Source organism: Bacillus sp. MM09(2025) (genome assembly GCF_050496725.1).
Classification (GTDB): Bacteria; Bacillota; Bacilli; order Bacillales; family Bacillaceae; genus Bacillus; species Bacillus pumilus.
In genome coordinates this window covers 1,331,018-1,353,892 of record NZ_JBNWEN010000004.1, presented here as the reverse complement: position 1 = coordinate 1,353,892, position 22,875 = coordinate 1,331,018, and the positions used below count along the sequence as shown (strand labels likewise).

Below are 22,875 nucleotides of genomic sequence, written 5' to 3'. Positions count from 1 at the left end.
TTGTTAGCAATAACAAAGGGGGCGTTGACTATTCAAATTTATGTTGTCAAAAGAGGAGATACTTTAAACGAAATTGCCATGCGTTTTAAAACAACAGTCAATGAAATCATCCGTACCAACGATATTGAAACACCAAATCAACTCGTCATTGGACAAACAATTGTCATTCCAATTAGAGGACAATTTTATGAGGTCAAACAAAATGACACACTTTATCAAATTGGAAGACGATTTCGAATTTCAGTGGAAGAGTTGGCACGTGTGAATAGAATACGGCCTGAAGCGATACTTCCTATTCGCTTCTTGCTCTATATTCCTCAAAGACCTAAAAGGAACATTAATTCGAATGCTTACATTGAACCACGAGGAAATCAAGTCAGTGAAAACTTAAAACAAGCAGCTAGAGAGGCCTCTCCATATTTAACGCATTTAGGCGCCTTTAGTTTTCAAGCGCAAAGAGATGGAACACTGAAAGAACCACCGTTAGATCAGCTACCTCAAATAGCCGCTCAGAGCAGAACCGTTTTATCCATGGTGGTGACTAATCTAGAGAATGATAAATTCAGTGATGAACTTGGGCAAATTCTTTTGAATAACCAATCTGTCAAAGCCACATTTTTAAATGAAATCGTTCGTGTTGCAAAAAAGTATCAATTAAGAGAAATCCATTTTGATTTTGAATATTTACGTCCCGCTGATAAAGATGCCTACATTCAATTTTTAAGAGAGGCAACAACCCGCTTCCATCAAGAAGGATGGACAATATCTGTTGCACTTGCCCCTAAAACAAGTAGTCAGCAAAAGGGGAAATGGTATGAAGCTCATGACTATGAAGCCATTGGGAAGATCGTCGATCATGTTGTATTAATGACCTACGAATGGGGATACAGCGGCGGCCCTGCGCAAGCAGTCTCTCCCATTGGACCTGTCCGCCAAGTCATTGAATATGCACTGACCGTTATTCCAGCTAATAAAATTGTTATGGGCCAGAACTTATACGGCTATGATTGGACGCTTCCTTACGTTCAAGGCGGTCCGATTGCTAAAGCTGTCAGTCCCCAACAAGCGATTGCAATCGCTAGAAATAATAATGCCTCCATTCTATATGACGAAACAGCACAAGCACCTTATTTTCGTTATACAGATGCCAATAATAAAGAGCATGAGGTATGGTTCGAAGATGCTAGATCAATTCAAGCAAAGTTCAACCTCATCAAAGAGTTAAACTTGAATGGAATTGCTTATTGGAAATTAGGTCTATCCTTTCCTCAAAATTGGCTCTTATTATCAGATCAATTTAATATTGAAAAAAGAACGACATCGTAATCCGTTCGCTCTATCTCTCGGAAGGGGTATGGTACAATATACATTGGTTTGACAACTTTATAGATAGAGGAGAACGCCTATGTATCCTGCCCCTTTTATTGCAGTGGAAGGCCCGATTGGAGCCGGAAAAACAACTTTGGCTACAATGCTTGCGAAGGAATTTCAATTTCCTTTAGTAAAAGAGATTGTAGAAGAAAATCCATTCTTAGATAAATTTTATGAAGATATGGAACAATGGAGCTTTCAGCTTGAGATGTTCTTTTTATGCAATCGATTCAAACAATTAGAATCTATTCAAGAAACCTATGTGAATCAACAGCAGCCGATTGTCACTGATTATCATGTCTATAAAAATATGATATTTGCAGAAAGAACATTATCAAAAAAGCACATGGACAAATACAGAAAGATCTATCACCTGCTAACAGATGATCTTCCTAAACCAAATGCCATCATCTATATAAAAGCGAGCCTTCCTACCTTACTTGAAAGAATACAGATGAGAGGACGCTCTTTTGAAGAAGACATTGACCCGGCTTATTTAAAAACACTCATTGAAGATTATGAGCTGGCCATTGAACATTTAAAACAGACTGACCCAGGGCTTCCTATCATTACAATTGAAGGAGATCATACAGACTTCGTTTCCTCACAGCAAGATTACCAGCAAATTGTACAGAACATAAAGGAGCAAGTGCTATGAACAATATCGAAATACCAAAGGATGCAGTGATCACAATCGCCGGGACTGTTGGTGTCGGAAAATCAACTATGACTAAAACAATAGCGGACAAGCTCGGCTTTCAAACCTCTCTTGAAAAAGTAGATGATAACCCATACTTAGAGCCCTTTTATTCAGATTTCCAAAGATGGAGCTTCCATTTACAGGTTTATTTCCTAGCTGAGCGTTTTAAGGAGCAAAAGCGGATTTTTGAATCTGGTGGAGGATATGTGCAAGATCGTTCAATTTATGAGGACACGGGCATTTTCGCAAAAATGCATGCGGACAAAGGTACGATGTCTGAAGTAGATTATGAAACGTATACGAGTCTATTCGATGCGATGGTGATGACACCTTACTTCCCTCACCCTGATGTTCTTATCTATTTACACGGGGATTTAGATCATATTTTACATCGTATTGAGGAACGCGGCAGAGAGATGGAAACTCAAACGGATCGAGCCTATTGGGAGGAAATGTACACGCGATACACGGAATGGATCGAACAATTCGATTTATGTCCAGTGATTAAAATTAACATTGAAGATTACGACTTACTTCATGATGAAAGCTCACTTGAGCCCATTCTTCATGAAATAGCTTCTGTTATTCAAAAAAATCGCTCTAAAACAAAATAAAAAAAACCGCTGCATTTCGCGAATGCAGCGGTTTGACAATTCCAATTTTTATGCTTGCGTTTCAATTCAACTAAGGTAAAAAATCAATATGGCGGAGGAAGAGGGATTCGAACCCCCGCGGGCTTTGACACCCCTGTCGGTTTTCAAGACCGATCCCTTCAGCCGGACTTGGGTATTCCTCCGTATCGACAAGAATTAATATACCATATCGATTTATTTCAAGTCAACACCTTTTCGAAAAAAATTTCAATAAGGTATTTTGGCATGAGAATCTGACCATAAAAAAGCAGCCATCGACGGCTGCTCTTGATCTATTTTGTATCCTGTCTAATCTCTTCAATAAAATGATTCATCTCTTCTTTAAACTCATTTAATGATTCGATAATTTTCGTAAAGTCTGTCACTTGTTTGGCTTGTTCATTTGTTGAGCTGCTGATTTGTGAGATGTTTTCAGACAAAGTGCCAATGCTGTCTTGGATCTCTTTTAAGAAGGTATTAATGGTTTCAGCCGCTTCCTTTGAGCCATCTGATAATTTACGAACTTCATCAGCTACGACAGCAAATCCTTTTCCATTCTCACCTGCTCTTGCTGCTTCAATTGCAGCATTTAGGCCTAGCAAGTTGGTTTGTCTAGCAATCCCGCCAATGGTTTTGACGACTTCTTCAATATTTGCGGATTTCTCTTCCGCTCTTCCTGCCTGTTCGCTTATTTCTAAACTTGTGGCTGCCAGCTCTTGTGAATGCGCAGCAATTTGCTCGATTCCACTTTGAAGTTCTTTCGCTACATCATTGATATGTTCCATATAACCACTTAGTTTCTTTTCACGATGATGTGAAAATGCCACTAAAAAAGAGCCAATTACTTTTCTATTTTCATCAAAGATCGGGTAACCTTTTACTGCAATTTCATAACCATATAAAGACTCTGGTAAATGACCGTCATATTCCTGTCCTCTTAATGTCGTCGCCACGTTTTGGTCTTCTGGGTTCAATGGGTCTCCAACCTTCATGCCAAAATCTATTGTGTTAGACGGATAGTAACAAAGCACCTTCTCTGTATCAGTGATGCCGAAAAGGATACTTTCATCTAGAACTTTCCTAACTAATTGAGCCATTTCAACATAATAGTCAAGCCTATTCAAGGTTATTCCTTCTTTCCTAGAAGCTTTTAGTATTTCTATCGGCTAAATTTAGGAAAACTGTAGGACTTTTGGGAAAAAGAAATAAGATGCCATAGCGGCATCTTATTTAATTACTTCTTTATTTCCCATATAAGGACGCAGTACTTCAGGAATAATCACAGTACCGTCCTCTTGTTGATAGTTTTCTAAAATGGCCGCCACAGTTCTTCCTACTGCTAAACCAGATCCATTTAATGTGTGCACATGTTCTGGCTTTGCTTTAGGCTCTGGACGGAATCGAATGTTTGCACGTCTTGCTTGGAACGCTTCGAAGTTACTGCAAGAAGAAATTTCACGATACGTATCTTGGCTCGGAATCCATACTTCGATGTCGTATTTTTTCGCAGCCGTGAAGCCTAAATCTCCGGTACACATGCTCATGACACGGTATGGCAGATTTAATAGCTGAAGGACTTTTTCTGCTTGGTTTGTTAGTTTCTCTAATTCTTCATAAGAATCTTCAGGTCTTACAAATTTCACAAGCTCTACCTTATTAAATTGATGCTGACGGATAAGTCCGCGTGTATCTCTGCCGGCAGATCCAGCCTCTGATCTAAAGCAAGCACTGAATGCTGCATAATTGATTGGCAGCTGTTCCCCTTCAAGAATTTCATCACGGTGCATGTTGGTAATAGGTACTTCAGCTGTTGGAATGAGGAAATAATCTTCTTCACGGATTTTAAAGGCATCCTCTTCGAATTTTGGAAGCTGTCCAGTCCCTGTCATGCTTGCTCTATTGACCATGTAAGGTGGAAGCACTTCAGTAAAACCAAACTCATCTACGTGCAAATCGAGCATAAAGTTGTATAGTGCGCGCTCTAAGCGTGCGCCAAGCCCTTTATAAAAAACGAAACGGCTTCCTGTGACTTTTCCTGCACGTTCAAAATCGAGAATGTTTAGTTCATCCGCTACGTCCCAATGTGGCTTTGGCTCAAATGAGAATGCAGGCTGTTCGCCCCATTTTCTCACTTCCACGTTGTCATCTTCTGTTTCCCCAACGGGTACAGTGTCATGAGGGATATTCGGAATAGAGAATAAGATGTGCTGCAAGCTTTCTTCTACTGTTCTTAGCTCATCATCCAGCTTCTTAATCTCATCTCCTACCTCACGCATTTCTTGAATAATGTGATCGGCGTCTTTCTTTTCTCTTTTTAGAACAGCCACTTGCTGTGATACTTCATTTCTTCTGCTCTTTAATTCTTCTGTTTTTCCGATTAGTTCTCTTCTTTTTTGATCCAGCTCACCAAACTTATCAAAATCTGCTAAATCTTCGCCTCGGTGTGCTAATTTTTCTTTGATTTGATCAAAGTCCGTGCGCAGTTGTTTAATATCCAGCATGTATAACACTCCTTTTTTTATCGAAAAATAAAAAGAGCCCTCATCCCATGAAAGGGACGAGAGCTCTCGCGTTGCCACCCTGATTGAAAACATGCAGAAGCATGCTTTCCTCTTTCCTCTGTAACGGTATCACCGTAAATGCTTACTTCTCGTGTTTCAGCATTTCGCTCAAGGATGGATTCAGACTGCATCTTTCACCGATTCGCACCAACCATCGGCTCTCTGAGAAAGAGGGGCTTCTTACTATTTCCCGTCAACGCTTTTTCGATCTTTGATTGTGATTTTAATGTACTATAAGTTTTATCTCTTTTCAACCGTTTTATACAGCAAGCTTCGTTTTATAGGACTTCACCATTTCAACAAACAGCTGTGTTAATCGGTGGTCGTCTGTCAGCTCTGGATGAAAAGAACAGCCTAAGATATTGTTTTCCTTCGCCATGACAATCCTGCCATCATATTCGGCCATGATGTCTACGCTCTCATCTGCGCTGATAATATGAGGCGCACGGATGAACACTCCCGTAAACGGCACATCCAGTCCTTTTACTTCTAAATCTGCTTCAAAGCTGTCTACCTGTCTGCCAAATGAATTCCGTGCAACAGATACATGTAACAGTCCAAGATGCGCATCGTCTCGATCTTCTATATGCGTTGCCAGCATAATCAAGCCGGCACATGTTCCGAAGATCGGTTTCCCTTCTGCAGCGAACGATTTGATCGGTTCAATGAATTGGTACGTATCCATGAGTCTTCTCATCGTCGTACTTTCTCCACCAGGAATAATAAGACCGTCAACAGATGCTAGCTCTTCTGCTCGTTTGATGATCTTCCCTTCTGCGCCACAGGCTTCAATCGATTGAATATGCTCTCTCACGGCTCCTTGAAGCCCTAATACACCAATTGTTAGCATGTTCGTTTGCCGCTCCCTTAATTACCAGCCACGCTCTTGCATACGCTCTTCTGGCAGTAGATTTGAGATTTCAATTCCTTTCATGGCTGTTCCAAGCTCTTTTGAAAGTTCTGCAATGAGACGGTAATCTGTGAAGTGAGTCGTTGCTTCAACAATGGCTTTTGCAAATTTCGCTGGATTGTCTGATTTAAAAATACCAGATCCAACAAATACACCGTCTGCTCCAAGCTGCATCATTAACGCAGCATCTGCTGGTGTCGCAACGCCTCCCGCTGCAAAGTTAACAACTGGGAGCTTGCCGTCTTTTTTGATTTGAAGCAATAATTCATACGGTGCTCCTAGGTTCTTCGCTTCTGTCATCAATTCATCTTCACTCATTGCTGCTACTTTACGAATTTGAGCATTGACCTTTCTCATATGACGGACAGCTTCTACAATGTTGCCTGTCCCAGGCTCTCCTTTTGTACGAAGCATAGAAGCGCCTTCTGCAATACGACGGGTTGCTTCACCTAAATCACGGCAACCACAAACGAAAGGTACTGTGTATTCATTTTTATTTAAATGGAACTCCTCATCTGCGGGCGTCAGCACTTCACTCTCATCAATATAATCAACACCAAGTGCTTCAAGAACACGAGCCTCGACGATATGGCCGATACGTGCTTTTGCCATGACTGGAATCGTTACTGCATTTTGTACTTCTTCTACGATTCTTGGGTCTGCCATACGGGCAACACCGCCGGCTGCACGGATATCCGCTGGTACGCGTTCTAGTGCCATAACTGCCACCGCACCTGCTTCTTCTGCAATCTTCGCCTGTTCAGCATTGACGACATCCATAATGACGCCACCCTTTTGCATTTCTGCCATTCCACGTTTCACTCGTTCAGTTCCCTTATTGCTCACAATAGTTTCCTCCCATTTATCAATTCGATTAATTTACCCCTTTATCATACAAGCGAGACAGTATAACAATAAAGAGAATAGTATAACAATTTAATCAGCCGAAAAAAAAGCTTAAACCCTTGTATATAAACGATTACCTGCTAAAAATATGTCATTCTTTCTTTGAAGTGTCATTTACATGCTATAATACAACTATAACAATTCAAATTCATGTATAACAATTTTGCACTCAATGGAGGTTTCTCATGCATATTGATATCCATCGACATTCTGATACATCGCTTTCAAATCAGATTTACTTTTCAATCATTGATCATATCCAATCGGGTTTGCTTCAACAGGGAGATAAGCTGCCAACTGTGCGTGATTTGGCAAAGCAGCTGAATGTGAGTCTTGTCACGGCAGCAAAGGCATACACTCGGCTGAAGGACGACGGATATTTAACGACTGTGCAAGGGAAAGGAACGTTTGTGGATGAGCTGCAAAAGCAGTCAGATGTTCCGGTTCCGTCATCTACCTCTTTTGACTGGCAGTTATCCATTCCGGATTATTTACCACGATCTCAATTTGCTCAGTATCACTATGTCGAAGAAGCGATCAACCTTTCTTCCTCTATGATCGATCCAGGGCTTTTGCCAAACCGGTATTTAGAAAAGGAAATGCAGCATGTCCTAGCCAGACATCCTCAAATCATGTCTAAGTATGGGGAAATTCAAGGGGATCTTCAGCTTCGGCAAGTCATTCAGTCTTTTTTAGAAAAGTTGGATGTGCCTTCTACTCCTGAGAATATCCTTGTAACTAGTGGTTCTCAGCAAGGGCTTGATTTGGTCGCACGTGCGTTTATCGGTCCTGATGATGTAGTTGTCATGGAAGCACCAACCTATCCAGGCGCCATTGACGTCTTTATGGGTAGAGGGGCAAGAATTATTACAGTCCCTGTTGATCATGAAGGAATGAACATGAAGCAGCTTCAAAGCATTTGTGATAAGTATAAACCAAAGCTCATCTACACGATTCCTACTTTTCACAGTCCGACAGGCGCAAGTATGTCAATGAAACGCAGAAAACAACTTCTCTTACTGGCTCAAAGTATTGATTGTCTCATTGTAGAGGATGATCCTTATCGTGAGCTATATTTCGAAAAGAAGCCGCCTGCACCTATTAAAAGTCTGGATCATGATGGACATGTCATTTATTTACGCGGTTTAAGTAAAACACTTGCTCCAGGATGCAGAATTGGGATTATTACTGCTTCAGGCTCGATATTTAATCGTTTATTAGCTGCAAAGGCCAATAATGATTTAGGCAGCCCTCTTCTCACACAAAAAGCCATTCTGCCATTTCTGACTTCAAAGAAAATGATTGATCATACAAAAAAGCTGCGAACCGCCTTGAAGGTGAGACGTGATTTAATGATAGATGTATTAACGAAGCATGCACCAAAAGATGTGACGTGGCAAATCCCTCAGGGTGGGCTCAATTTATGGCTTAGCTTTCCTTCCTGGGTTGATACACGTGCACTGCTGCATGAGGCACGCAAACAGCAAATCACCTTTCTGCCTGGCTCTGTGTGCTATCCTGGGGAGCCGAAGCAAAACTATATCCGCCTCAGCTTTTCTTATGTGAATGAAAAAGCGCTATCTGAAGGCGTGGAAAAATTATGTGGTATTTTTCAGCAAGCCTTGTCCACTCCTCAAAATCACAAACAATCACTTTTCTTTTAACGATAAAAAAACTGCTCTCATACATAGAGAGCAGTTTTTTATTAGAACCAACCTTTTACTGTGTCAACGATTCCGCCCCAAATGCCAGCGAAGAATCCACCTACACTACGCATTGCAAGGATGAACCAGTTTGCTTTTTCATCGCCTGTTTTCGTTATAAGCTCAACACCTGATTGATCTTTATTCAAATAGCCGTAGTCCTTCTCATCACCTGAATAAGAAGTCGTCAGCATACCAACCTTCGTTCCTTTTTTCATAGGAGCTTCTAGTTTCGTTTTCTCGATATTTACTTTTGCTTTGAAGCTCTTTTCGTCGCCATTTTTTACTGGCACAGAGAAAGCTTCTTTCGTAACGACAGGTACTTCTTTGTCTTTGCCTTTGTCGACTTCGATGTTTTCATGTCCTTTGATCTGTTGACCTTTTTTGTACATTTCTTTCATCGTGAAGTTTTTAAACGCATAATCGAACAGTTTTTTCGCCACGTCGAAACGTGCTGTATGAAGATTACCTTTTGCATTCAAGATCACTGCGATGACACGCATGTCACCTTGTTTAGCGGTACCTGTGAAGCTAGAACCAGCTGAATCTGTAGAACCTGTCTTTAAGCCGTCTACACCTTCATATTCCTTCACAAGTCCTTTAAGCATGAAGTTCCAGTTAGGCATGTCCATTTCATCGTCTGTGCCTTCTCTGAACTTTGTTTTCGCAATACTTGATGTTTCAAGGATTTCTGGATGGTCTTTGATGAGATGCTGTGCAAGCAATGCCATATCTTTCGCAGATACTTCACTTTCTTCATCAGGACCTGTACCCTTTGGCTGTTTGCCATGTAAGTCTTTATTTTCTAGTCCAGTTGCATTCACGAATTTGTAATTTGTTAAACCTAGTTCTTTCGCTTTTGCATTCATTTTTTCAACGAACTTCGATTCTGATCCAGCAATCACTTCTGCTAAGCCAATTGCTGCTGCATTTGCCGAATAAATAGCCGTTGCTTGATAAAGTTCTTTCACTGTATACGAGCCATCTTTTCTCAAAGGAACGTTAGATAAACTGCGGTCCTGAGAAATTTCGTATACATAATCATCTGGCGTATACGTTTGATCCCATTTCACTTTGCCTTCAGCAATCGCCTCTAGTAATAGATACTCTGTCATCATCTTTGCCATACTTGCAATAGGCAGTCTTTGTTCTGCGTTCTTACTATAAAGGATCTTACCTGTAGAAGCTTCAATTAGGATCGCTGCTTTCGCATTCACATTGAATGGATCTTCAGCTGCTTTTGCTTTGGACATTGGTGTAAATGCTGTCACAATCAATGCCAGAGCAAGGATAGAGACCATAAGCTGTTTCAATATCTTGCTGTTCAATCGTCATACCTCCGTTATCATCTTTTTCGACATATTTCATATATATTTAATCCACAAGGGCTTATTTCAACACAACAGTATAAATTTTATCACAATAAAGACAAAAAAAATAGACAGAGTCATAGACCCTGTCAAATGTAATTTGATTGTCACAATTTATCAAGAAATTGTGTAGTTTGGTGATTCTTTTGTAATTTGTACATCATGTGGATGACTCTCACGAAGCCCTGCACCAGTCATTCGAATGAACTGTGCATCTTCTCTAAGAGAGCGTAAGTCCTGTGTTCCACAATAGCCCATACCAGAGCGGATACCGCCAACGAGTTGATACACTGTATCAACAACTGGTCCTTTGTATGGTGTACGGCCTTCAATACCTTCTGGAACGAATTTTTTATTATCTTCTTGGAAGTAACGATCTTTACTTCCTTTTTCCATTGCAGCGACTGAGCCCATACCGCGATATACTTTGAAGCGTCTACCTTGGAAAATTTCTGTGTCTCCTGGGCTTTCAGATGTACCAGCTAGAAGGCTTCCAAGCATTACAGCATGTCCACCAGATGCTAGAGCTTTTACGATATCACCTGAATATTTAATTCCACCATCTGCAATAATAGCTTTACCGTGTTTTCTTGCTTCTGTTGCACAATCATAGATCGCTGTGATTTGTGGTACACCAACGCCTGCAACAACACGTGTTGTACAAATAGATCCTGGTCCGATACCGACTTTCACAATATCTGCTCCTGCTTCAAACAATGCTTTAGTTGCTTCGGCTGTTGCAACATTACCAGCAATGATATTAAGAGAAGGATATGTTTCACGGATTTTCGATACAGTGTTTAGAACACCTTGTGAATGACCATGTGCCGTATCAATGACAACGACATCCACATTGGCTTCGACTAATTTTCTTACACGAGTCATTGTATCGCCAGTGACACCAACAGCGGCACCAACAATTAAACGGCCATGTGCATCTTTAGAGGAGTTAGGGAATTCGATCACTTTTTCAATATCTTTGATGGTGATGAGACCTTTTAACGTTCCTTCGTCATCTAAAAGAGGTAATTTTTCAATTTTATATTGCTGTAGAATTTTTTCAGCTTCTTCTAACGTCGTACCTACAGAAGCTGTCACAAGTTCCTCTTTAGTCATCACATCGCTAATCTTCATTGAATAATCCGAAATAAATCGAAGGTCACGGTTCGTAATAATACCGACAAGCTTTTGATCTTCTATGTTATTTACAATCGGTACACCTGAAATACGGTACTTACCCATTAGGTGCTCTGCATCAAATACTTGATGCTCAGGTGTTAAGAAGAATGGATTTGTAATAACGCCGCGCTCTGAACGTTTTACTTTATCCACTTGCTCTGCTTGTTGCTCAATAGACATGTTCTTATGAATGATACCAAGACCACCTTGACGTGCCATTGCAATCGCCATTTGTGATTCAGTCACCGTGTCCATTCCTGCACTGATAATTGGAATGTTTAGTTTTAATGTGCTTGTTAACTCAACTGATAAATCGACATCTCGCGGAAGTACTTCAGACTTAGCTGGAACAAGCAAAACATCGTCAAACGTCAAACCTTCTTTTGAAAATTTACTTTCCCACATTAGTAAATCCCCCTCTTTTCGGCAAAATATTATATGTAGATTATCAACTAGCAAACAGCATGTCAAGGAAGCAACAAACAGTTGCAATTTTTAGAAAATATAAAGAGAGTTGAGGAAGAAGATGAAAAGTTCAGGATGGAAGGATTTAAAACGTTTTTACTCACTCGAAACTTCCCAAAAGTTTCTATATCAACAATATGAGAAACAGAGCATTCAAGATGCAAACCAGCAAGCCTATAAAAACTGTGAACGGTTTATTTATTTTTTAAAGCATGGTCATACGTTCTATGAACAGGCAGCTATCGCTCCACTCGAACTGAAGCCCATTTTATTGTTTTATGGAATGGCTCAGTTGCTAAAGGCATGTTTACTGACAGTTGACCCTCACTATCCTTCTCAAACCTCTGTTTTAGCGCATGGTGTAACATCGAGAAAGAGAAAGAAGCAGCATTACCGTTTTAGTGAAGATGAGGTGAAAATTCAGCGAAATGGACTATGCATGCATGTGTTAAAGCATCTATTTCATTTAAATGGACTTGAAGATGAGCGATTTACGATGATTCATCTCCTTTCAAAGATACCGGAAATGAGTCATATTCTAGAGTTTCAAAAACAACCCTCTACATTAGTTAAGGTGGAAAAGGCCAATGGGCTGATGATTCAAGATCATATTCCATTACTTTATAACATGTCTGCTGAACGCTTTATTGAATATTTTGAGTTTCATACAAGTTGGAAACTCAGACAGAGAGAAGCGAAAAAGCTGACATTTGATGTATCACTAGAAGAAAATCCAGCGCTCGCCACTCATCTTCATTATGATTTAGAAATGGATCAATGGTATATTCCGTCAACGCGTGATTCCTTGTTAGGGATTCCTGAGGTCATCAGCCATTACTTATTAATGTATAACCTTAGTATGATTGCCCGCTACGAAACTGAATGGTGGTACGAGCTGCTGTCTCAATACATTAGTGATGATTACGTCATGATTGAGCGCTACATGGAGATTGCCGAAGAGAAGTTCCCAGCTTATATCATGATGCTATTAGAAGAAAAAACAAAAAAGACCAGTTCCTAATGGAACTGATCCTTAGACAAGCTTGGCGGCGTCCTACTCTCACAGGGGGAGACCCCCAACTACCATCGGCGCTGAAGAGCTTAACTTCCGTGTTCGGTATGGGAACGGGTGTGACCTCTTCGCTATCGCCACCAAACCTGATGGAGAGAATGTTCTCTCAAAACTAGATAACAATGTTCAAACTTCACAATAGAATATAGGTTAAGTCCTCGATCTATTAGTATCTGTCAGCTCCACGTGTCACCACGCTTCCACCTCAGACCTATCAACCTGATCATCTTTCAGGGATCTTACTTCCTTGCGGAATGGGAAATCTCATCTTGAGGGGGGCTTCATGCTTAGATGCTTTCAGCACTTATCCCGTCCGCACATAGCTACCCAGCGATGCCCTTGGCAGAACAACTGGTACACCAGCGGTGCGTCCATCCCGGTCCTCTCGTACTAAGGACAGCTCCTCTCAAATTTCCTGCGCCCGCGACGGATAGGGACCGAACTGTCTCACGACGTTCTGAACCCAGCTCGCGTACCGCTTTAATGGGCGAACAGCCCAACCCTTGGGACCGACTACAGCCCCAGGATGCGATGAGCCGACATCGAGGTGCCAAACCTCCCCGTCGATGTGGACTCTTGGGGGAGATAAGCCTGTTATCCCCGGGGTAGCTTTTATCCGTTGAGCGATGGCCCTTCCATGCGGAACCACCGGATCACTAAGCCCGACTTTCGTCCCTGCTCGACTTGTAGGTCTCGCAGTCAAGCTCCCTTGTGCCTTTACACTCTGCGAATGATTTCCAACCATTCTGAGGGAACCTTTGGGCGCCTCCGTTACATTTTAGGAGGCGACCGCCCCAGTCAAACTGCCCACCTGACACTGTCTCCCTGCCCGATAAGGGCAGCGGGTTAGAAGGTCAATACAGCCAGGGTAGTATCCCACCGATGCCTCCACCGAAGCTAGCGCTCCGGTTTCCAAGGCTCCTACCTATCCTGTACAAGCTGTACCAACATTCAATATCAGGCTGCAGTAAAGCTCCACGGGGTCTTTCCGTCCTGTCGCGGGTAACCTGCATCTTCACAGGTACTATAATTTCACCGAGTCTCTCGTTGAGACAGTGCCCAGATCGTTGCGCCTTTCGTGCGGGTCGGAACTTACCCGACAAGGAATTTCGCTACCTTAGGACCGTTATAGTTACGGCCGCCGTTTACTGGGGCTTCAATTCGCACCTTCGCTTACGCTAAGCGCTCCTCTTAACCTTCCAGCACCGGGCAGGCGTCAGCCCCTATACTTCGCCTTGCGGCTTCGCAGAGACCTGTGTTTTTGCTAAACAGTCGCCTGGGCCTATTCACTGCGGCTTCTCGGGGCTTTAACACCCTAAGAAGCACCCCTTCTCCCGAAGTTACGGGGTCATTTTGCCGAGTTCCTTAACGAGAGTTCTCTCGATCACCTTAGGATTCTCTCCTCGCCTACCTGTGTCGGTTTGCGGTACGGGCACCTCTCACCTCGCTAGAGGCTTTTCTTGGCAGTGTGGAATCAGGAACTTCGCTACTAAATTTCGCTCGCCATCACAGCTCAGCCTTCACGGGAAACGGATTTGCCTATTTCCCAGCCTAACTGCTTGGACGCGGATATCCAATACCGCGCTTACCCTATCCTCCTGCGTCCCCCCATTGCTCAAATGGTGAGGAGGTGGTACAGGAATATCAACCTGTTGTCCATCGCCTACGCCTTTCGGCCTCGGCTTAGGTCCCGACTAACCCTGAGCGGACGAGCCTTCCTCAGGAAACCTTAGGCATTCGGTGGACGGGATTCTCACCCGTCTTTCGCTACTCATACCGGCATTCTCACTTCTAAGCGCTCCACCAGTCCTTCCGGTCTGACTTCACAGCACTTAGAACGCTCTCCTACCACTGTTCGTAAGAACAGTCCGCAGCTTCGGTGATACGTTTAGCCCCGGTACATTTTCGGCGCAGAGTCACTCGACCAGTGAGCTATTACGCACTCTTTAAATGGTGGCTGCTTCTAAGCCAACATCCTGGTTGTCTAAGCAACTCCACATCCTTTTCCACTTAACGTATACTTTGGGACCTTAGCTGGCGGTCTGGGCTGTTTCCCTTTCGACTACGGATCTTATCACTCGCAGTCTGACTCCCAAGGATAAGTCATCGGCATTCGGAGTTTGACTGAATTCGGTAACCCGGTAGGGGCCCCTAGTCCAATCAGTGCTCTACCTCCGAGACTCTTACCTTGAGGCTAGCCCTAAAGCTATTTCGGAGAGAACCAGCTATCTCCAGGTTCGATTGGCATTTCACCCCTACCCACACCTCATCCCCGCACTTTTCAACGTGCGTGGGTTCGGGCCTCCATTCAGTGTTACCTGAACTTCACCCTGGACATGGGTAGATCACCTGGTTTCGGGTCTACGACCACGTACTCATGCGCCCTATTCAGACTCGCTTTCGCTGCGGCTCCGCATCTTCTGCTTAACCTTGCACGGGATCGTAACTCGCCGGTTCATTCTACAAAAGGCACGCCATCACCCTTTAACGGGCTCTGACTACTTGTAGGCACACGGTTTCAGGATCTATTTCACTCCCCTTCCGGGGTGCTTTTCACCTTTCCCTCACGGTACTGGTTCACTATCGGTCACTAGGGAGTATTTAGCCTTGGGAGATGGTCCTCCCGGATTCCGACGGAATTTCACGTGTTCCGCCGTACTCAGGATCCACTCTGGAGAGAACAACATTTCAGTTACAGGGCTGTTACCTTCTTTGGCGGGCCTTTCCAGACCTCTTCGCTTATATCGTTCCTTTGTAACTCCGTATAGAGTGTCCTACAACCCCAAGAGGCAAGCCTCTTGGTTTGGGCTGTTCCCGTTTCGCTCGCCGCTACTCAGGGAATCGCATTTGCTTTCTCTTCCTCCGGGTACTTAGATGTTTCAGTTCCCCGGGTATGCCTTCTCATACTCTATGTATTCAAGTATGGATACTACTCCATTACGAGCAGTGGGTTTCCCCATTCGGAAATCTCCGGATCAAAGCTTGCTTACAGCTCCCCGAAGCATATCGGTGTTCGTCCCGTCCTTCATCGGCTCCTAGTGCCAAGGCATCCACCGTGCGCCCTTTCTAACTTAACCATTTCTTACTTTAGAAAGAATCACTATGTGTGATGAACTTTGCATTGCATTCAATGTGAATGTATTACTTATTGTTATCTAGTTTTCAAAGAACACGTTGGTGGAGCCTAGCGGGATCGAACCGCTGACCTCCTGCGTGCAAGGCAGGCGCTCTCCCAGCTGAGCTAAGGCCCCGATTTAATAGAAGATGGTGGGCCTGAGTGGACTCGAACCACCGACCTCACGCTTATCAGGCGTGCGCTCTAACCAGCTGAGCTACAGGCCCATCTTTCATATCGAAGATATGATGTTGTAGGATCTTTTGCAAGTTCCTTCAAAACTAAACAAGACGAAAACGCACACTGCTCCATATATCCTTAGAAAGGAGGTGATCCAGCCGCACCTTCCGATACGGCTACCTTGTTACGACTTCACCCCAATCATCTGCCCCACCTTCGGCGGCTGGCTCCATAAAGGTTACCTCACCGACTTCGGGTGTTGCAAACTCTCGTGGTGTGACGGGCGGTGTGTACAAGGCCCGGGAACGTATTCACCGCGGCATGCTGATCCGCGATTACTAGCGATTCCAGCTTCACGCAGTCGAGTTGCAGACTGCGATCCGAACTGAGAACAGATTTATGGGATTGGCTAAACCTTGCGGTCTCGCAGCCCTTTGTTCTGTCCATTGTAGCACGTGTGTAGCCCAGGTCATAAGGGGCATGATGATTTGACGTCATCCCCACCTTCCTCCGGTTTGTCACCGGCAGTCACCTTAGAGTGCCCAACTAAATGCTGGCAACTAAGATCAAGGGTTGCGCTCGTTGCGGGACTTAACCCAACATCTCACGACACGAGCTGACGACAACCATGCACCACCTGTCACTCTGTCCCCGAAGGGAAAGCCCTATCTCTAGGGTTGTCAGAGGATGTCAAGACCTGGTAAGGTTCTTCGCGTTGCTTCGAATTAAACCACATGCTCCACCGCTTGTGCGGGCCCCCGTCAATTCCTTTGAGTTTCAGTCTTGCGACCGTACTCCCCAGGCGGAGTGCTTAATGCGTTAGCTGCAGCACTAAGGGGCGGAAACCCCCTAACACTTAGCACTCATCGTTTACGGCGTGGACTACCAGGGTATCTAATCCTGTTCGCTCCCCACGCTTTCGCTCCTCAGCGTCAGTTACAGACCAGAGAGTCGCCTTCGCCACTGGTGTTCCTCCACATCTCTACGCATTTCACCGCTACACGTGGAATTCCACTCTCCTCTTCTGCACTCAAGTTTCCCAGTTTCCAATGACCCTCCCCGGTTGAGCCGGGGGCTTTCACATCAGACTTAAGAAACCGCCTGCGAGCCCTTTACGCCCAATAATTCCGGACAACGCTTGCCACCTACGTATTACCGCGGCTGCTGGCACGTAGTTAGCCGTGGCTTTCTGGTTAGGTACCGTCAAGGTGCGAGCAGTTACTCTCGCACTTGTTCTTCCCTAACAACAGAGCTTTACGATCCGAAAACCTTCATCACTCACGCGGCGTTGCTCCGTCAGACTTTCGTCCATTGCGGAAGATTCCCTACTGCTGCCTCCCGTAGGAGTCTGGGCCGTGTCTCAGTCCCAGTGTGGCCGATCACCCTCTCAGGTCGGCTACGCATCGTCGCCTTGGTGAGCCATTACCCCACCAACTAGCTAATGCGCCGCGGGTCCATCTGTAAGTGACAGCCGAAACCGTCTTTCATCCTTGAACCATGCGGTTCAAGGAACTATCCGGTATTAGCTCCGGTTTCCCGGAGTTATCCCAGTCTTACAGGCAGGTTACCCACGTGTTACTCACCCGTCCGCCGCTAACATCCGGGAGCAAGCTCCCTTCTGTTCGCTCGACTTGCATGTATTAGGCACGCCGCCAGCGTTCGTCCTGAGCCAGGATCAAACTCTCCGAAAAAGTACAAAACCGAAGTTTTGTTTTTCGTCAGCGTTTGACTGACTACCTATGATATTTCATAGGATTTTTTATAAAAACTCGAATTAACAGGTACGTTTTGTCTTGTTTAGTTTTCAAAGAACTTGTGTGTCACTCTCTTAAAGCGACCACTTAAATATATCATATATCTCTATCAACAGTCAACATTTTTCTTAAAAAACATTTTGTTTTTCTAAGAAGTTTTTACTGGGGAATGAGATAAAAAATAGAGCCTCTTTTTGCTCCTTTGAAAGATTAACACATATCTATGAAAAAAGCATTATAAATTTCAAAAAAAGTGGTGTTTTTTCAAAAAAAATAAAGCCGGTGTAGAACCGGCTTTATTTTTACTCAGATTGCTCTTGATTTGACTCTATATTTTCTACGTTCTCTTCATCATCTTCATCGTCTTCTTGTGATTGTTCAACTAATGCCACTGTTGCGACATGTTCCTCATCACCGAGACGGATTAGGCGAACACCTTGAGTGACTCGACCTGTTGTCGAAATGTCAGAAACGGCCATACGAATGATTACACCGCTTCCTGTAATAATCATCAAGTCTTCTTCGGCTTCAGCATTAGTTGCTTTCACTGTGACAAGTGGGCCGTTATTGTCAGTGATTTTGCACGTTTTAAGACCTTTACCGCCACGACTTTGAACACGGTATTCTTTTTCAGGGGTTAGTTTGCCATATCCTTTTTCAGTTACAATCAATACGTTTGCATCTGGCTCAAGGATTTCCATACCTACGACAATGTCATCTTCGGAAAGTGTGATCCCTTTCACTCCAGCTGCCGTACGTCCCATTTCTCGAACATCAGTCTCGTCAAAACGGATCAGCATTCCCTTTTTCGTTCCAATGATGATTTGTTTTTCTCCATTGGTTAAACGAACAGCCATCAGTTCATCCTCGTCACGAAGGCTAAGTGCAATAAGACCGTTGTTTCGAATGTTAGCGAACTGAGACAATGTCGTCCGTTTTGATACACCGTGTCTTGTTGTAAAGAAGAGATACGAATTTTCATCAAATTCGCTTACAGGAATAATGGCGTTAATCCATTCTCCCTTTTCTACTTCAAGAAGGTTAATGATCGGAATCCCTTTCGCTGTCCGTCCGAATTCAGGAATCTCGTACCCTTTCGCACGATAAACCTTCCCTTTATTAGAGAAGAAAAGAATCGTATCGTGGGTCGATGTTGAAATCAACTGTTCAACGAAATCATCTTCGTTGGTTCCCATTCCTTGGACACCTTTACCGCCTCTTTTTTGACTGCGGTATGTAGACGCTGGGAGACGCTTGATATAACCATTATGCGTCAGCGTAATCACGATGTTCTCGACAGGAATCAAATCTTCGTCTTCAATTGTTTCAATACCCGCTGTCACAATTTCAGTACGACGCGTATCATTGAAGCGTTCTTTAATTTCTGTTAATTCTTCTCTAATGATTTCAAGTACTTTCTCATTGTCTGCTAAAATGGCTTTTAATTCAGCAATCAAATCAACAAGTCCTTTATATTCATCTTCTATCTTTTCTCGTTCTAGACCAGTCAAACGCTGAAGTCGCATATCAAGAATGGCCTGTGCTTGTTTTTCAGACAAGCTATAGTTTTCCATCAAACCATTTCTTGCGATTTCCGCAGTTTGAGAGCCTCTAATTAAAGCAATGACTTCATCTAAGTGATCAAGTGCAATTCTCAGACCTTCTAAAATGTGTGCTCTTGCTTCTGCTTTACGCAGCTCATACGCTGTTCTTCTGCGAATGATCACTTTTTGATGCTCTAGATAATACTCAAGACATTGTTTGAGGGACAAGACTTTCGGCTGTCCATCAACAAGTGCTAATAAGTTGATACCAAATGACGTTTGAAGTGTCGTTTGTTTATAAAGATTGTTTAATAGAACATGGACGTTTGCATCTCTACGCAGTTCAATGACAATACGCATACCATTACGGTCTGATTCATCACGCAAATCTGTAATGCCATCAATCTTTTTATCACGTACAAGATCAGCAATTTTTTCAATTAAACGGGCTTTGTTGACTTGGTAAGGAATCTCATTGATAACAATGCGCTGTTTACCACTAGATGTTTCCTCAATATTCGATTTTGCTCTTAATGTAATAGAGCCGCGCCCTGTTTCATACGCCTTTCGAATACCACTTCGACCAATGATTTGACCTGCTGTTGGGAAATCTGGACCTGGAATGATATCCATAAGCTCCTGTGTGGTCATTTCCGGGTTTTGACTGATAGCCAATACCCCATCAATCACTTCACCTAGTTGGTGCGGTGGAATATTAGTCGCCATGCCTACAGCAATTCCTGTCGCTCCGTTGACCAACAAGTTCGGGAATCTTGCAGGCATCACCATTGGCTCTCTTTCACTGCCGTCATAGTTATCCTGATAATCAATGGTATCCTTAGTGATATCACGGAGGATTTCCATAGAAATCTTCGATAAACGTGCCTCGGTGTAACGCATCGCCGCTGCTCCGTCTCCATCGACTGAACCAAAGTTTCCATGACCATCTACTAACATATAACGATAGTTGAAGTCTTGCGCCATACGAACCATCGCTTCGTATACAGCACTGTCACCATGAGGGTGATACTTACCGATAACTTCCCCGACAATACGTGCAGATTTTTTAAATGGTTTATCACTTGTCATACCTAGGTCATTCATCGCATACAAAATTCTTCGATGCACGGGCTTTAATCCGTCACGCACATCTGGTAATGCACGCGACACAATCACACTCATTGCATAATCTAAAAAAGACGTACGCATTTCCTGACTAATATTCACTTCGCGTACATTTGGTGTATGTTGTTCACTCACTATAAGAACCTCCCTTTACGTATCACATGAAATAAATTATGTGGGAGTAAAATATGTATTTATCTTCACAAGACTATTCTCCATTATATCAATAATCTCGTCTTTATACACATTTATTTACTAGAAAATCAACGAAAACACGGAAAAACAGGACATTGGTTACACGCCCCTATTTCTTGAAAAACAACCTTATTCCAAACAAGAAATAAGGTTGTTCTCAGTAGGGATCTATCTAAATATCGAGGTTTTTCACGTATTGCGCATTTTCTTCGATAAAGTTTCTTCTCGGCTCTACTTTATCTCCCATGAGCATTTCAAATGTCTCATCAGCATCGATTGCATCCTCAAGTGTCACTTGAAGAAGTGTTCTCGCATCCGGATCCATTGTTGTTTCCCAAAGCTGAGCAGCATTCATTTCTCCAAGACCTTTATAACGCTGAAGTCCAGGTTTTGGTGTTTGAGAAAGTGATTTCAACAGCTCGTCTAGCTGTTTATCGTTATACACGTACTCAACACGTTTTCCTTGCTGCACTTTATATAAAGGCGGCTGTGCAATATACACATAACCGTTTTCAATGATTTCACGCATGTAGCGATAGAAGAATGTTAAAAGCAGCGTTCGAATGTGCGCTCCATCCACATCGGCATCGGTCATAATCACAACTTTGTGATAGCGAGCTTTCTCTAAATTGAAGTCTTCTCCGATTCCAGTTCCTAACGCTGTAATCATTGAACGAACCTCGTTGTTCGATAGAATTTTATCTAGTCGCGCTTTTTCAACGTTTAGGATCTTCCCTCTTAACGGTAAGATTGCTTGGAAGTGACGATCACGACCTTGCTTAGCAGATCCACCCGCAGAATCTCCCTCTACGATATAGAGTTCAGAGATGGAAGGGTCTTTAGAAGAACAGTCCGCTAGTTTCCCCGGTAAGCTGGAGACTTCCAGTGCACTTTTACGTCTTGTCAGCTCACGTGCCTTTTTGGCAGCCATTCTTGCACGTGCTGCCATCACGCCTTTTTCCACAATTTTCTTTGCAGAATCAGGGTTCTCTAAGAGGAATTTCTCAAGTGCTTCAGAGAAAAGGGAGTCGGTAATGGTTCTTGCTTCTGAGTTCCCAAGCTTTGTCTTCGTTTGTCCTTCGAATTGAGGATCTGGATGTTTGATAGAGATAATGGCTGTTAAGCCTTCTCGCACATCTTCACCGCTCAAATTCGAGTCTCCATCTTTGAATACGCCATTTTTACGAGCATAATCATTGATGACACGCGTCAGACCTGTTTTAAAGCCCGCTTCGTGTGTTCCGCCTTCATACGTGTTGATATTGTTGGCGAAGGAATAGATGTTGCTTGTATAGGAATCGTTATATTGTAATGCCACTTCAACCGTGATTCCGTCTTTTTCACCTTCGATGTAAACAGGTTCTTCATGAACGACTTCTTTTGAGCGATTTAAATGTTCTACATAGCTCTTAATACCGCCTTCGTAGCAGTATTCATTTCGTCGTTCTTTACCTTCGCGTAAGTCTTCAATAATGATGTTTACACCTTTTGTTAAGAAAGCTAACTCACGTACACGGTTAGCAAGTGTGTCGTAATCAAATTCAATGGTTTCAGTAAAAATTTCTGGATCTGGCACAAAATGAGTGGTTGTCCCTGTAACATCTGTTTCACCAATGATCTCTAAATCTCCAGCTGGAACACCGCGTTTGAATTGTTGATAATGAATTTTCCCATCACGATATACGGTCACGTCTAAGGTCGTAGATAACGCATTAACAACAGATGCCCCTACGCCATGCAGACCGCCAGATACTTTATAACCGCTGCCGTCAAATTTACCGCCAGCGTGAAGAACAGTCATAATAACCTCTACAGCAGGACGTCCCATTTTCTCATGAATCCCAACAGGAATTCCGCGGCCATTATCTTTCACTGTAATGCTATTATCCTTTTCAATTTGCACCATAATATCTGTGCAATACCCAGCTAAAGCCTCATCAATACTGTTGTCGACAATTTCCCATACAAGATGGTGAAGTCCTTTTGCACTGGTTGACCCAATGTACATTCCTGGACGTTTTCTAACAGCTTCTAGTCCTTCAAGCACCTGTATCTGATTTTCATCATAACTATTATGTTGCTGTTCCATTGCC

The 22,875-nt window shown here is 43.2% G+C and carries 12 protein-coding genes, 3 tRNA genes, 3 rRNA genes, 1 pseudogene and 1 other annotated feature; of the genes and pseudogenes, 5 read left to right on the top strand and 14 right to left on the bottom strand.

Annotation, left to right across the window (positions count from 1 at the left end):
* Positions 1–78 precede the first annotated feature (78 nt).
* The 3 genes from ACQYAC_RS13205 to ACQYAC_RS13195 all read left to right on the top strand — a co-directional run bounded on the left by ACQYAC_RS13205 (position 79) and on the right by ACQYAC_RS13195 (position 2,685).
* Entirely contained in the window at positions 79–1,326 is a 1,248-nt protein-coding gene (locus ACQYAC_RS13205; protein ID WP_429943958.1) for a glycosyl hydrolase family 18 protein, read from the top strand.
* Positions 1,327–1,405: 79 nt separating this feature from the next.
* Entirely contained in the window at positions 1,406–2,029 is a 624-nt protein-coding gene (locus ACQYAC_RS13200; protein ID WP_058015901.1) for a deoxynucleoside kinase, read from the top strand.
* Positions 2,026–2,685 (top strand): deoxynucleoside kinase, encoded by a 660-nt coding sequence (locus tag ACQYAC_RS13195; protein ID WP_058015902.1) that lies wholly within the window; start codon positions 2,026–2,028, stop codon positions 2,683–2,685. The genes ACQYAC_RS13200 and ACQYAC_RS13195 overlap by 4 nt, the downstream gene beginning before the upstream one ends.
* A gap of 89 nt (positions 2,686–2,774) precedes the next feature.
* On the opposite strand, the gene ACQYAC_RS13190 is transcribed toward ACQYAC_RS13195, so the two are convergent.
* The 5 genes and pseudogenes from ACQYAC_RS13190 to pdxS all read right to left on the bottom strand — a co-directional run bounded on the left by ACQYAC_RS13190 (position 2,775) and on the right by pdxS (position 7,020).
* Positions 2,775–2,867 (bottom strand) — tRNA-Ser (locus ACQYAC_RS13190).
* A 129-nt stretch (positions 2,868–2,996) separates the two neighbouring features.
* Positions 2,997–3,332, bottom strand: a pseudogene (locus ACQYAC_RS13185) (methyl-accepting chemotaxis protein); the annotation flags it as partial.
* A 597-nt stretch (positions 3,333–3,929) separates the two neighbouring features.
* Positions 3,930–5,204, bottom strand: coding sequence for a serine--tRNA ligase (gene serS, locus ACQYAC_RS13180; RefSeq protein ID WP_169057716.1), 1,275 nt, complete (start codon positions 5,202–5,204; stop codon positions 3,930–3,932).
* Between the two features lie 49 nt (positions 5,205–5,253).
* Positions 5,254–5,470 (bottom strand) — a binding site (T-box leader).
* 53 nt (positions 5,471–5,523) lie between these two features.
* Complete coding sequence (gene pdxT / locus ACQYAC_RS13175; RefSeq protein WP_339164669.1) at positions 5,524–6,114, bottom strand: pyridoxal 5'-phosphate synthase glutaminase subunit PdxT; 591 nt, start codon at positions 6,112–6,114, stop codon at positions 5,524–5,526.
* A 21-nt stretch (positions 6,115–6,135) separates the two neighbouring features.
* Entirely contained in the window at positions 6,136–7,020 is an 885-nt protein-coding gene (gene pdxS, locus ACQYAC_RS13170) for a pyridoxal 5'-phosphate synthase lyase subunit PdxS (RefSeq protein WP_034666107.1), read from the bottom strand.
* A 245-nt stretch (positions 7,021–7,265) separates the two neighbouring features.
* On the opposite strand from pdxS, the gene ACQYAC_RS13165 reads away from it, so the two are divergent.
* Entirely contained in the window at positions 7,266–8,744 is a 1,479-nt protein-coding gene (locus ACQYAC_RS13165; protein ID WP_268498369.1) for a PLP-dependent aminotransferase family protein, read from the top strand.
* A gap of 41 nt (positions 8,745–8,785) precedes the next feature.
* On the opposite strand, the gene ACQYAC_RS13160 is transcribed toward ACQYAC_RS13165, so the two are convergent.
* Both ACQYAC_RS13160 and guaB read right to left on the bottom strand, forming a co-directional pair.
* On the bottom strand, positions 8,786–10,111 hold the full coding sequence (locus ACQYAC_RS13160; protein WP_058015907.1) for a D-alanyl-D-alanine carboxypeptidase family protein: 1,326 nt from the start codon (positions 10,109–10,111) through the stop codon (positions 8,786–8,788).
* 159 nt (positions 10,112–10,270) lie between these two features.
* Positions 10,271–11,737, bottom strand: a complete 1,467-nt coding sequence (gene guaB / locus ACQYAC_RS13155; protein WP_003218109.1) for an IMP dehydrogenase — start codon at positions 11,735–11,737, stop codon at positions 10,271–10,273.
* A 121-nt stretch (positions 11,738–11,858) separates the two neighbouring features.
* On the opposite strand from guaB, the gene ACQYAC_RS13150 reads away from it, so the two are divergent.
* On the top strand, positions 11,859–12,818 hold the full coding sequence (locus ACQYAC_RS13150; protein ID WP_429943455.1) for a YaaC family protein: 960 nt from the start codon (positions 11,859–11,861) through the stop codon (positions 12,816–12,818).
* Between the two features lie 20 nt (positions 12,819–12,838).
* On the opposite strand, the gene rrf is transcribed toward ACQYAC_RS13150, so the two are convergent.
* The 7 genes from rrf to gyrB form a co-directional block, all read right to left on the bottom strand.
* Positions 12,839–12,954, bottom strand: a 5S ribosomal RNA gene (gene rrf / locus ACQYAC_RS13145).
* Between the two features lie 61 nt (positions 12,955–13,015).
* Positions 13,016–15,946, bottom strand: a 23S ribosomal RNA gene (locus ACQYAC_RS13140).
* A gap of 98 nt (positions 15,947–16,044) precedes the next feature.
* Positions 16,045–16,120 (bottom strand) — tRNA-Ala (locus ACQYAC_RS13135).
* Between the two features lie 14 nt (positions 16,121–16,134).
* Positions 16,135–16,211: transfer RNA gene (locus ACQYAC_RS13130), tRNA-Ile, on the bottom strand.
* 95 nt (positions 16,212–16,306) lie between these two features.
* Positions 16,307–17,855 (bottom strand): 16S ribosomal RNA (locus ACQYAC_RS13125).
* The 16S, 23S and 5S rRNA genes sit together here with 2 tRNA genes alongside, the layout of an rRNA operon.
* A 365-nt stretch (positions 17,856–18,220) precedes the next feature.
* The gene (gyrA, locus tag ACQYAC_RS13120) at positions 18,221–20,722 is read right to left on the bottom strand and encodes a DNA gyrase subunit A (protein WP_058013176.1); all 2,502 of its coding nucleotides are present in this window, start codon (positions 20,720–20,722) and stop codon (positions 18,221–18,223) included.
* 232 nt (positions 20,723–20,954) lie between these two features.
* Entirely contained in the window at positions 20,955–22,871 is a 1,917-nt protein-coding gene (gyrB, locus tag ACQYAC_RS13115) for a DNA topoisomerase (ATP-hydrolyzing) subunit B (RefSeq protein WP_429943957.1), read from the bottom strand.
* Positions 22,872–22,875 lie beyond the last annotated feature (4 nt).

Coding starts and splice junctions, on each gene's coding strand:
- ACQYAC_RS13200 (WP_058015901.1), top strand. CDS start 1,406: ATGTATCCTGCCCCTTTTATTGCAGTGGAAGGCCCGATTGGAGCCGGA.
- serS (WP_169057716.1), bottom strand. CDS start 5,204: ATGCTGGATATTAAACAACTGCGCACGGACTTTGATCAAATCAAAGAA.
- ACQYAC_RS13150 (WP_429943455.1), top strand. CDS start 11,859: ATGAAAAGTTCAGGATGGAAGGATTTAAAACGTTTTTACTCACTCGAA.
- pdxT (WP_339164669.1), bottom strand. CDS start 6,114: ATGCTAACAATTGGTGTATTAGGGCTTCAAGGAGCCGTGAGAGAGCAT.
- guaB (WP_003218109.1), bottom strand. CDS start 11,737: ATGTGGGAAAGTAAATTTTCAAAAGAAGGTTTGACGTTTGACGATGTT.
- ACQYAC_RS13165 (WP_268498369.1), top strand. CDS start 7,266: ATGCATATTGATATCCATCGACATTCTGATACATCGCTTTCAAATCAG.
- ACQYAC_RS13195 (WP_058015902.1), top strand. CDS start 2,026: ATGAACAATATCGAAATACCAAAGGATGCAGTGATCACAATCGCCGGG.
- gyrB (WP_429943957.1), bottom strand. CDS start 22,871: ATGGAACAGCAACATAATAGTTATGATGAAAATCAGATACAGGTGCTT.
- ACQYAC_RS13205 (WP_429943958.1), top strand. CDS start 79: ATGCGTTTTAAAACAACAGTCAATGAAATCATCCGTACCAACGATATT.